At 39.3% G+C, this 12,614-nt stretch carries 8 protein-coding genes; 3 read left to right on the forward strand and 5 right to left on the reverse strand.

Annotated elements, in window-relative coordinates; genetic code table 11:
* Window positions 1-189 precede the first annotated feature (189 nt).
* Window positions 190-636 (forward strand): KTSC domain-containing protein, encoded by a 447-nt coding sequence (locus DRF67_RS00800; RefSeq protein ID WP_115925938.1) that lies wholly within the window; start codon window positions 190-192, stop codon window positions 634-636.
* A gap of 129 nt (window positions 637-765) precedes the next feature.
* Here the strand turns inward: DRF67_RS00800 and DRF67_RS00805 are convergent, their stop codons facing one another.
* The 4 genes from DRF67_RS00805 to DRF67_RS00820 form a co-directional block, all read right to left on the reverse strand.
* Complete coding sequence (locus DRF67_RS00805; RefSeq protein WP_115925939.1) at window positions 766-3,951, reverse strand: efflux RND transporter permease subunit; 3,186 nt, start codon at window positions 3,949-3,951, stop codon at window positions 766-768.
* 7 nt (window positions 3,952-3,958) lie between these two features.
* Complete coding sequence (locus DRF67_RS00810; RefSeq protein WP_115925940.1) at window positions 3,959-5,020, reverse strand: efflux RND transporter periplasmic adaptor subunit; 1,062 nt, start codon at window positions 5,018-5,020, stop codon at window positions 3,959-3,961.
* A 9-nt stretch (window positions 5,021-5,029) separates the two neighbouring features.
* Window positions 5,030-6,382 (reverse strand): TolC family protein, encoded by a 1,353-nt coding sequence (locus DRF67_RS00815; RefSeq protein WP_115925941.1) that lies wholly within the window; start codon window positions 6,380-6,382, stop codon window positions 5,030-5,032.
* A 95-nt stretch (window positions 6,383-6,477) separates the two neighbouring features.
* Window positions 6,478-7,071, reverse strand: a complete 594-nt coding sequence (locus tag DRF67_RS00820) for a TetR/AcrR family transcriptional regulator (RefSeq protein ID WP_115925942.1) — start codon at window positions 7,069-7,071, stop codon at window positions 6,478-6,480.
* A 178-nt stretch (window positions 7,072-7,249) separates the two neighbouring features.
* On the opposite strand from DRF67_RS00820, the gene DRF67_RS00825 reads away from it, so the two are divergent.
* The gene (locus DRF67_RS00825) at window positions 7,250-11,161 is read left to right on the forward strand and encodes a DUF7948 domain-containing protein (RefSeq protein WP_115925943.1); all 3,912 of its coding nucleotides are present in this window, start codon (window positions 7,250-7,252) and stop codon (window positions 11,159-11,161) included.
* A 33-nt stretch (window positions 11,162-11,194) separates the two neighbouring features.
* On the opposite strand, the gene DRF67_RS00830 is transcribed toward DRF67_RS00825, so the two are convergent.
* The gene (locus DRF67_RS00830) at window positions 11,195-12,019 is read right to left on the reverse strand and encodes a CvfB family protein (protein WP_115925944.1); all 825 of its coding nucleotides are present in this window, start codon (window positions 12,017-12,019) and stop codon (window positions 11,195-11,197) included.
* Between the two features lie 138 nt (window positions 12,020-12,157).
* Here DRF67_RS00830 and DRF67_RS00835 point away from each other — a divergent pair, with 138 nt between their 5' ends.
* On the forward strand, window positions 12,158-12,604 hold the full coding sequence (locus DRF67_RS00835) for a hypothetical protein (protein WP_115925945.1): 447 nt from the start codon (window positions 12,158-12,160) through the stop codon (window positions 12,602-12,604).
* The last annotated feature ends 10 nt before the right edge of the window (window positions 12,605-12,614 follow it).

Genomic DNA, 12,614 nt, shown 5'->3' on the forward strand with positions numbered 1-12,614 from the left:
TTTTCCCTGGAATATTTTTACCCAAAAGCAACACTAAATAAATTAATAATGAATAAGTTATGTTTTTTTAAATTTATTTCCCTAATTTTGCACCCCGAAAATAAGGATTCAAATACAGGAACGTATGAAGCAGAAGAATAGCTGTAACCGAACGACTGTAAATCCTTAAAAATCAATAAATATCTACCTATGAAAAGAATTGGTGAGCACAGAAAGCTTCTTGGAGTTGATCAGAATGTTACCTTAAAGGAACTGAAAACAATTTACAGGAATACGATGAAAGATTCACATCCTGATAAATTTGTGAATGATGAGGCTGGAAAGCTGGAAGCAGAAGAAAAAAGTAAAACTGTGATTGAAGCTTATCATTTTTTGGTGAGCATCAACCCGGAGACTCAGGAAAAATATAAAGAAGAATACACGGAAACTATAACAAAATCCAATATTCAGGATTTCTTTCTGGAAAAGTCGATATTGACTGTCCAGCATCTGAATGGTAAAATGTATGAGTACATCGGAGTTCCAAGAAATACGTATATCAAAATGGTCAACGCTGATTCTCCAAGCCGTTTTGCAAGAAGACATATCTACGGAAATTTCATCTACAGAAAGTCCGGTGAGGCTATGGCAGATTAATTTTTCACTGATAATATAAAAGGGCTTCCAGTTTTGCTGGAAGCTTTTTTTATGATCAATTATTAATAAGAAAATAAAAAACCGTATCAACGAGTGATACGGTTTTTCGGTTAATTAAGGTTGTTATATTTAGTCTAAATGTTTCGGAGTAAATCCGTCTTCATTCAATTCTCTGTGATCATAATCTGCCTTCATTTCGGCTTCATAATCTACTTTATTATGCTTGCCCATTCTTCGTAGAATAGAGTCAAACAGAGAGTATACTACCGGTACAATGATCAGGGTAAGGAATAGAGACGATGTCAAACCACCGATAACTACCCATGCAAGACCTTTGTTCATTTCCGCTCCTGCTCCTGATGCCAATGCGATTGGCAACATACCAAAGATCATTGCAATGGTTGTCATCAGGATCGGACGAAGACGTGCGTGATTGGCCTGGATCAAAGCATCGTGGGTATTGGCTCCCGCTTCTTTCCTTGCATTTGTAAAGTCAACGATAAGGATCGCGTTCTTCGCAACAAGACCAATCAACATGATCATCCCCAGCATGGTAAAGATGTTCAGTGAATTGGCGGTTAGAGCAAGGATCACCATTACCCCAATCATCGCCAATGGAATAGAGAACAATACCACAAACGGATAAACAAAGCTGTCATACAATGAAACCATTACCAGGTATACCAATACAATTGCTGCAAGCAATGCAATTCCCAACGTACCGAAACCTTCCTGCTGGTTTTCCATATCCCCACTCCAGATGTAATCTACTCCTACAGGTTTGGTTTTGCTCTCCATAAACTGGGCAGCCCATTCGTTGGCAACATCCCCTACCGGTCTACCTACTGCTTTCGCTCTTACTTTTACGGAAGGAGATTTATCTCTACGTTCAAGCAAACTCGGTCCTGAACCCATCTTCACTTCTGCAAACTGGCTCAGACGAACCTGCTGTCCCTGCGGGTTGGTAAACATCAGATTTTTAACATCATCGATGGATTGTCTGTTGGCATCACCAAAACGGATGTTAATATCGTATTCATACTCTCCGGCTCTGAATTTTCCATCTGTATTTCCGTTGAATGCAGTCTGCATCGTCTGTCCTACACTTGAGAGGTTTAAGCCTAAAGAAGCCATTTTATCTCTGTCGATATTTACCTGAACTTCCGGGTTACCTGTATCTGTTGACAATTCTGCATCCACTGCTCCCGGAACTTTCTTCAGCAATTCAAGGATTCTTGTTGCTTCTTTTACAGCAATTGCATTATCCGGAGCTGTTACCACCATTTCGATCGGTGCATTTTCAGCCCCCATAATCCCGATTGGAGCTGTTTTGAATTCCACTCCCGTGAACTTCTCTTCCAGAGCTCTTTTTACTTTTGCTGCTTTGATGTTGGTACTTTCGCTACGCTCAGACTTATCGGTCAGGTTTACCTGAACCTCAGACTGATACGTTGTAGCCTGGGCACCTCCAAAACCTGTTGATTGCTGACCCACGGTGGTAATAAGGTCTACTACATCTTTATCATTTCTTAAGAACTTCTCAACATCCAATGTCAGCTGATTGGTCTTTTCAACAGTTGCATCTTTGGAAAGCTCCATTTGCACCAGGAACTGACCACGGTCGATTGGCGGGAAGAATTCTCCTCCAATGAAGCCAAATGCCACCAGCATAAATGAACTGATTAATACAATAAAGGTTATAATGACTGTAGACACCCTTCTTAAAGTAGTTTTCAAACACCATTCAAGAATTCCTGTAATCCAGTGGGTGAATTTGTCAATCATTCCTTCAAACCAAAGGATAAATTTCTCGAACCAGTTTTTCCCTGTTAAATGCTCAAGCTTACCAAATCTGGAAGAAAGCCAAGGAATAATGGTAAAGGATGCTAACAATGATAAAAGGGTTGCAATAACCACCGTGACGCAGAACTGGGCCAAAATGTTTGCAACAAGACCTGAACTCATCGCAATCGGTAAGAATACCACTACAATTACCAAAGTAATCGCAGCAACGGTAAATCCAATTTCTGAAGCACCATCATAGGCTGCCCTGATCTTGCTTTTACCCATCTCCATGTGACGGTAAATATTTTCAAGTACTACAATCGCGTCATCCACAAGAATACCCACCACAAGGGAAAGTCCCAATAAACTCATTAAGTTCAGCGTATATCCCATTAAATTCATTCCGATGAACGCCGCCACCAGGGAAGCCGGGATAGAAACCATTACAATGAATGCGTTTCGGATACTGTGAAGGAATAACAGCATCACAATGGCCACAAGAATAATCGCCAGGAATAAGTCGAAAATTACGTGGTTGGCGGATTCAAGGGTAAACTCTGTTGTATCGTTTACAATTTTTACTTTTACGCCCTGAACTTTATATGCTTCTTCTACCGTTGCAATGGTTTTCTGAACACTTTCAGATACCGCTACCGCATTGGCATCGGATTGTTTTTTAACCTGCATCAGGATCGTTGGAAACTGGTTGAATCGTGCTACTTTTTCAACATCTTTCTGGGAATCGAAAACGGTAGCAATATCAGATAGACGTACCTGAGCTCCGTTTTTATTGGAAACAACAAGGTTGTTCATTTCCGCAATCGACTTATACTTTCCTGATAGTCTGATCGTAGATTTATTCGTTCTCGTTTTCAAGCTCCCCGTTGGGAAGTCAAGGTTTGATGAAAGAATAGCCTGCTGCACATCAGCAATAGAAAGCCCATATCCCTGCAGCTTTTTTTCATCCAGGTTTACCTGAATTTCTCTTTCCTGGCCTCCTACAAGATCAACCTGAGCTACCCCGTTAACACGGGAGAAGATCGGTTCAATTTTTTTATCCAGTAAGTCGTAAAGATCTTTACTGTTCAGCTTATCAGATGATATACTCATCGTGATAATCGGTAGATCATCCAAAGAGAATTTATTCAGGGACGGTGCATCCACATCATCCGGAAGGTCTGCGAGGATGGCGTTCACCTTTCTCTGGGCATCATTCAGCGCGTAATCTACGTCTGCCCCATCGTTCAGCTGAACCATGATCACGGATAAACTCTCATAGGAAGAAGATTCTACCTTTTTCACATTTTCCAAAGAACCTACGGCATCCTCAATCTTCCGGGTCACGGAAGTTTCCACCTCTGCAGGGGAAGCCCCGGGATAAACCGTGGAAATGGTTACCATATTGGTTTCAAACTTCGGAATCAATTCGTATCCCATGAGTGTATAACTCAGGATACCCCCCAGCGTCAGAATTGTAAATAATACAATTACCAACGATGGTCTTTTAATCGATATTTCTGCTAACTTCATAAACCTCCTACTTTATAATATTCACTTTAGATCCGTTGTCAAGGTTAATCTGTCCGCTGGTTACTACCTGTTCTCCTCCATTTAATCCGCTTAGTACCTGAACTTTATCTCCATACACCTTTCCAACCGTTACTTTTATCAGTTTGGCAACCCCGTTTTCAACAACAAATAGCTGTCCTGAGCTTACCCCGTTTACAAAGGCTTCAGCCGGCACCGTAAGCATATTCTGCGTTTCTGCTCCGTTATTTGTTTTAAAGGTAGCTGTCGCGTACATCCCTGCTTTTAGATTTCCTCTGTTCTGAACTTCAATTTCAACCGGGAAATTCAAAGAAGCATCACTTTTTGGCGCGATGAATGTAATTCGACCTACAAAAGAATCTTCCGGCAACACATTTACATTAATAGGAACTTCCTGACCCAGCTGTATTCTTCCGATCTGACTTTCATCGACTAAAACAGAAAGTTTCAGGCTGTTGATATTAACGATCTCAAACAATGCTGTACCTGGAGAAACCACTGTTCCCGGCTCTACCATCTTCTTGTTGATTGTACCGCTGATTCCGGCACGGATGCTGGTATCATTTACTTTTACTCCCTGAGCACGAACAGCGGCCTGCATATTTTTAAGCTGCAGTCTTGAGTTGTCGAGCTGCTGCTTGGTCACTCCGCCTGTTTTGTAGGCATTTTCATAACGCTGATTGTCAATGATGGCATTCTGAAGGTTATTCTGAGCCTGCGTCACATCCACTTCGATAGCATCTCTTTTTATTGTCGCCAACACTTGCCCTGCGCCCACTCTGGAACCTTCTTTAACCAGTACGTTTACAATACGTCCTGATATTTCGGCCGACTGGTTCATTTCCTGCTTTGGAATGAAAGTTCCGTTCGCTGAATAATCCGTATCAATATTTTCTCTGGCAACAGTGACAATATTTACGTTGATTTTATCTACCTGCTTGGCAACTTCTTTTACTTCCTGAGTCTGCTTTTCTTTGTTTCCTGCGATCTTGTAAGCGGCTAACCCTACAAGTACAGCGGCTACGATGATATATATTAAAGTTTTTTTCATTTTCGTTAATTATAAGTTTTGTAGTGTATTAAGTTCACCCTTAGCTTTTATCAGCTTGATCTCAGCCTGCTTGTAATCTAATAATGCATTAGAATAATTCTGCTTTGCCTGCGTCAGTGCATTTTCAGAATCCAGTACTTCGGTAAGGGTTGCCAAGCCGTACTGATAATTGGACTGGGTATTTTTCTGTACCCTTTCTGCTAGGTCCACATTATCTTTTGTACTCTGGATATTAATGATTGCATTTTCCATATTGGTAATAGCGTTCTTATGATCAAGATCCAGACTCAACTGTGTTTTCTGAATATCCTGATCTATATCCTGGATATCAATCTCAGCCTGTTGAATTTTCGCTTTTGTAGCACCTCCTGTGAAGATAGGAATGTTGACATTCAGACCAATTGCAGAGTAATCACTCCATAGTACCCCATTGTTCAGACCATTGGTTAATGGAAATTTTTTACCCATACCTGCCCAGCCATAGTTTGCTGTAAGACTTACTGTAGGATAAAGATAGGCTTCAGTGGCTTTCTTGTTGAACTGGAGCAGCTCTCTGTTTTTATTTAGCACTCTGATTTCGGTACGGCTGTCAAGATTTACATTGCTTGCCAGCAGTTCGGGTTTTGGCTCTATTGTTTTTTCTTCAAGCTCGATATCTGTAGCAATGGGAACTCCCATATAGAATTTCAAAGCATTTTTGGACAATTCAACAGAATTAATCAGCTGCTGCTTGTTGGATCCGATATTGGTAAGCTGTACATTTGTACGGTCCAGGTCTATAGACTTTGCCAATCCGTTATCTACCAAACTTTTGATCACATTTCTTACTCTTTCTGTGTTGGCATAGCTTGCTTCTACCGTTTTAAGATTTTCTTCCTGTACAAAAACCTGATAATAGGCTGTTGCTACATTTTCGATGATCTGCTCATTGGTAAGCTGGGCATTCAGCACATAGAATTCTCTGGTAGATTTTGCAGCTTTCAGACCGGTAAAAACCCGTTGGTCAAATAATGCCTGCTGAAGTTGAACAACAGCACTGGAGCTCCATGGCTGTCCCAGCTGTGCTCTGATTCTTTCGCCCCCGAATTCAAGTAACGATTCCTGAATGACTGGGTTGTAGGTAAGTCCCGCAGTAGCACTGATCTGAGGAAGGGCTCCTGCTCGTGCTTCATCAATCTTATATTCGGCTTTTTTAACCTGTAGGGCGGCTTTTTTAGCCTCTGCCTTATTCTGGAGTGCCTGTTTTATTGCTTCCTGCAGGGAAACCTGCTGCTGGGCAGACACCGATGAAAAGCCGAAAATCATAAATGCTGCAGCTATCCCAATTTTTAGCTTATTAGCAGTTATACGTTTTCCTTTCATAATTTTATACTTCGTTTATTTTTTTTGTTTCTCACATTATATTATTTCTAAATGACGGATCATTCTCAGAAATACTTTATAATTTTTTCACTTTTTTAGTTTTTAAACAACATATTAATGATAATCTCTTTTCTTGCAGAAATTATTTTATCATATTCCTGATCATCAATTAAAAGATTCTCCATAAACAGAGGCCGTATTGCACTTGGAAAAACCAACAGTGAAACCATATTCAGTATAAACTGAACAGGAGCCATCTTTTCAATATTCCCCAATTCCATTTCTTTTTCGATATCCCTGTACATATCATTCAGAATATCTTCTTCAATTTCTCTATGATGGCAGGTTCCTTTATTGATCTGTGAAACGATGTAGGTTTCCAGATAAGGATACTGCAGACTTGTGGAGAGGCTGCTTTCTATGAACTTGCTGATTTTTTCCTTAAAGGGAAGATCAGAATTCTGAATGATTTTGGATTTTTCCTGTTCTACTCTCTGCGCTTCATCAAAGATGATCTGAATCAGTTTATCTCTCGACCGGAAATAGTAATTTATCAGCGTTCTGTTCACTCCTGCTTCATCGGCGATCTCCTGCGTAGTAGCATCAAATTTTCCTTTCACAAAGAATAAATTCTTCGCTGTCTCTTTGATCAATTCCTGTGTTTGGTCTTTTTTTGCTTGATTTGACATTTTTGTTAAACAAATTTGTGCAAATTTAAATCAAAAAATATTTTTGACAAAATTGTTAAACAAAAAAATTAAACACAATTGTTATGACATTCATCATATTTCTATTGTCAAGTTTGTGATGAGTTAATGTTTGTTGAGAACGCTATTTTTATATCTTTGCCGCAAAAATTACTAACTGATGAAGAAAATTTTACTTTTTTTCTCGCTATTGAGTGGGATGCTTCTCTTTTCGCAGAAAAAAATTGCTGAAAACAATACCTACGATTTTTATGAAAATAAAGGTCAGATTATTGATCAGGAAGGGAAAGAAAACAAAGAGGTCAAGTATCTTTTTCACTCCAATGGCCTGAATGTTCAGCTTCGTTCCAATGGTTTTTCTTATGATATCTACGAGACCAGAAAAGCTGCAAATCCGGATTTTTCAAAAAAGACAGAAAGCACACTTCCCATTCCAAAGCAGTATGATATCGATGAATATAATTATGAAAAACTTGTTCACCGCATAGATATTGAGCTGATCAACTCTAATAAAAAAGTTGTTATAATGTCAGAAGGAAAATCCCCTGATTATAACAATTATTATAATCTCCCTAATAATCCAAAAGGAATCCAGCATGTTTATCGTTATCAAAAAATTCGATATAAAGAGATATATCCCCATATAGATCTGATATTCTTTAAGCCGAATGATACGTTAAAACCTATTGAATATAATTTCATTATCAATCCGGGCGGAAAAATCTCAGATATTAAAATGAAATTCAATGGTGCTCCTACCTTAATCAAAGATGGAAAGCTGACCATGAATATACGTTTCGGAGAAATGTATGAAAACATCCCTAACAGCTGGATTGCAGACAACATAAAGAGAAATATTGATGTTTCTTTTAAAGATATTGGTGAACAGACTTTTGGATTTAGTGCACCGTTGAATACTTCTGACAAAACAATTATAATAGATCCTGTCCCTACAAGAATCTGGGGAAGCTATGCCGGTGGATCCGGAGATGATTATGGAAAGATCAAAACAGATAATCAAAATACCGGCTATTTATTTGGAGCTACCAATAGTACAACGAATTTTGCAACTTCCGGAACCTATCAGCAAAATATTGCGGGTACATTTGATGCATTTCTGGTAAAACTCACAAAAAATGGACAGAGGATCTGGGGAACTTACTATGGTTACGGAATGACCGATACATTTTCAGATGTCGATTTTGATGAAAATTTTAATATCTATGCTGGTGGAACCGTTCAAAGGGGACAGAATAATGAAAATATCGTTGTAGTGAAATTTAATAGTAATGGAAGTTTTGGTTTTGAAAAAGAATTTGTTTCAACCAGGAAGAACAAACTATATACTGTTTCCTACAATCAAAATCACATATATATAGGAGGTGATTCCTCTAGCTCCGACTTTCCGACCATCAATGCCATGCAACCTACAAAATCTACGCCTATAGGATACACGGACGGTATCCTTGCCTCTTTAAACTCAACAACCGGTAATGTGGATTGGGCAACCTATTTTGGACGAAGCGATGGCTCTACTTCTATTTTTCAAATTCTCTCCTCAAGTGATAATCTTGAAATTATTGGAGCTACACAATCTTCAGTGATTCCCATGGTGAATGCTTTCCAACCTTTAAAAGGAGGTCAATCAGATGGAATATATCTAAAAATTTCAAAATCAGGAAATAATATTCTCAGATCAAGCTACTATGGGAATATCGGATCAGAAGTAGTTTGGAAAGCGAGAATTGTTGATAATATTTTGATTCTTCCGGGAAAATATTCAACTACGGATTATCCTCAGGGAAAACCGGGAATCTGGAGGGTCAATTTAACGACAAATACCATTACAAAAAATTACTTCGATTTTAACGGTGATCCACAATTATTGGCGTATCCTGACTCTTCCGGAAATGTTTTATTCACGGGATTGCATTCAAGTGGACAGCCGGATATATCTACTCCGGGGGCCTATATGGGAATACCGGCAATGTATAATTCTACATTCGTAATTAAATATAATCAGTATGATGTAAAAGAATGGGGTACCTATTATACAGGAAATGGAGCTACTCAAATGGGTGAAGTGACGAAAGATAATGAGGGAGCGATTTATTTGACAGGAATGTCAAGCGGAAATACATCTGGCATTGCAACACCAGGAACATTTCAACAATCACCGGGTGGTGGAAATGACCTATTCATTGCTAAGTTTCAAGATTGTACTTCAGCTGCGGTTATTACTTCAAATTCTCCAGTATGCTCTGGCAATACAATCCAGCTCAACGCTACAGGTGGAACAACCTACAGTTGGACTGGTCCCAACGGCTTCACTTCCAATCAGCAAAATCCGATTATTCCCAATGCGACAGTTGCTCATTCAGGAACCTATACATGCCAGGTTTCAGGATCGGGAGGTTGTGATGGGACTTTCACAGTAAACGTTGTTGTAGGTGATCAAATTGCTCCGGTTCCGAATGTTTCCACTCTTGCAGACATTACAGGTGACTGTAATACAGTAATTACCAACTTTCCTACTGCTGCAGATAACTGTGCTGGAACAATTACTGCAACAACAACAGATCCATTATCTTATTCAATCCCTGGAAATTATATTATCCATTGGACTTATGATGATGGAAACGGAAATACAGCCAGTCAAAATCAGAATGTAATTGTATCCTCTCCTGCTCTTCCAACGACTTCCAATACCCAGCAAACCTTCTGCACTACCAATAATCCAAAGATTTCTGACCTCCAAATTACAGGCCAGAATATCAAATGGTACGATGCAGCAGGAAATATTTTATCCCCTGCAACTGCCCTTGTTGATGGACAAAGCTATTATGCTTCTCAGACTATTACGGGCTGCGAGAGCAATAAAACAGCAATTCAGGTAACGGTGAGCAGCACTCCTGAACCGACAGCCAATATCAGTCAGGATTTTTGTGCTTCTGCAAATCCTACGATAGAACAACTTGTTGTAACCGGAACATCGCTCACGTTCTATAATGCTGCAGGAAATGTAATCTCAGTGACAACTCCCCTAGTCCATGGTCAAACCTATTATGTAACCCAGACGTTAAATAACTGTGAATCTGAAAAACTGGCCATAACCGTGACGTTGTCTACTGATAATGTTCCTGCAAAAGATGTGGCTGAGGTATTATGCAATACTACGACTGCAAATTCAATGGTTGTGAATCTCCACGCTTATGAAACCAATGTTATTAATAATCCTACAGGTTATATTTTCACCTATACTGATATTGCGGGAAATCCTATTTCCAATCCTTCAGCTTATGTCTTAAATCTTGGAACCACGCTTATTCATGTAAAAGTAGCAACGGCTGACGGATGTTTTAAAGTGGTAAGATTAAACCTTACGCTTAACCCCAAGCCTTTTGTTCAGCTTCCTGACAGACTTGATTTCTGCGAAGGAAAATCAATAGTTTTGGATGCAGGACCAGGTTTTGAGTCTTATCTATGGAGTACCGGAGCAACAGCTCAAACCATTACCGTATCCGCACCTGGGACTTATACTGTGAAAGTCACCAATAGTTTCGGCTGCGAAAGCACAGGCTCCACTCAGGTTAGCTATTCTGTTTTAGCTCATATTGTTTCTGTAAATGTCACCAACAATACTGCGAGCGTCATTCTTTCTCAGAACGGAAACTATGAATTTTCTTTAGATCAGATGACATGGCAGGATTCCCATATCTTCACCAATTTAAATATAGGAGAATATACGGTATATGTAAGAACGAAGTCCGGATGTATCATCGGACAGAAAAACTTCTCCATATTCAACATTCCAAACGCGATCAGTCCCAATGGTGATGGCATCAATGATACCTGGAGAATCGCAGGCTTGGAAAACTATCCTGGAACAGAAGTCGGCTTATACGACAGAAAAGGAGCCCTTATCTACAAAGAAACTATTAAAAACAAACCTTTCCAATGGGACGGAACCTATAATTCTCAGCCCGTTTCCACTGGGAACTACTGGTATATGATCAAAGTTTCCGATGGAAGAATCTACAGCGGATGGCTTCTGGTAAAGAACAGGGAATAAAAAAACGAGCAGAAAATTCTGCTCGTTTTTATTTTATAGTAATTTGATCTTATCTTCCAGAATATCGATGATTTTATCTTTATAAAGTCCTCCGACTGCTTTCTTAAAGTTTTTCTTACTCATCTGAAGTTCGTCCCTGATCTCTTCAGGAGAAGATTTATCAGATACATAAAGAAGGCCGTAGTTTTCTTCCAGCTTGTCCAAAATCTTCTGCTTGAACTCGTCAATATTTTCGAAGCCTTCCGGCTGCAGGGAAACATCTATTTTACCGTCTTCACGAATAGCCTTGATGTAGCCCTTTTCTTCTGACAGAGGGTAAAGCTTTTTGAAAACATCTGAAACATAGATCAGCCCTATGTACTTTTTATTAATCACCACATTCCAGCCCAGCTCACTTTCATTCATCATGATAAGATCTACCTTATCCCCTTTTTTGAGTGGCAGGTCCTGATATTGGGGGTTTCTTTTGAATTTTGTAGTTCCTGTGATCAGTTCCATATCTTCATCTACGTAGATGTACACCAGGTATCTTTTTCCTTCGATGATCTTGGTTTTCTGCTGCTTGTAAGGAATAAATAAATCTTTAATAATCCCCCAATCCATAAAGGCACCGCTTGGCAGGCTCTGCACACAGCTCATCACGGCAAATTCCCCTACTTCAGCCAAAGGAATTTCTGTAGTGGCCTTTAATTTATCATCATCCTGGTAAACAAAAACCTCAACTTCTTCGTCAATTTCTTTTTCTTCCTGAATAAAAATTTTAGGCAAAAAAGTTTTTTCACCGGATTCGTCCACGAGGATCCATCCTGAATTAATTTTTTCTGAAATTTGTAAAATCTGAGTTTTTCCGAGTTGCATTGATGATAAAATTAGCTTACAAAGGTACGGAAATTTGAAGATGCCAACCTAGTTAATCCTGTGATTATCTTTTTAAGGTTTGGTTCTACCTTGTTACAATCGCTAAAACCACTATCTTTACCTAAAAAAACTGACCCCTTGAAAAAACACTTCATTCTTACCCTGTTACTTTTGGGTATATCCTCTAAGGCTCAGCTCCTGGAGAAAACGGCACTGAATGTTGCATACCGGTATACAGGAAGAAATATATTACAGGCAGGCCTGGAGTTCAAAACCGGAGAATCCAGCCACAGGCCTGTAATTTTTGGTCCGTCTGTGCTGTATACCCGGATCAATCAAACAGATCGGTTTATTCCTGAAGCTAATGTATATTATACAACCAATGGTCAGCTGTATGGCGTCTCAGTAAACCCATATTCAATAGAGCCGAGAATCGGGATTTCGTTATTTAATATTTTCTTTCTCAATACCGGATATGCTTTCCCGATTCATCATGAAAAATATTTCAAAGGCATCACTTTTGGAATACAATTCAATATAGCACCGAAGGGAACAAAATTTTATGACCAGATGAAGGTGATGTAATATCATCGTG

It is taken from the genome of Chryseobacterium pennipullorum (assembly GCF_003384725.1).
GTDB classification, from domain to species: Bacteria; Bacteroidota; Bacteroidia; order Flavobacteriales; family Weeksellaceae; genus Chryseobacterium; species Chryseobacterium pennipullorum.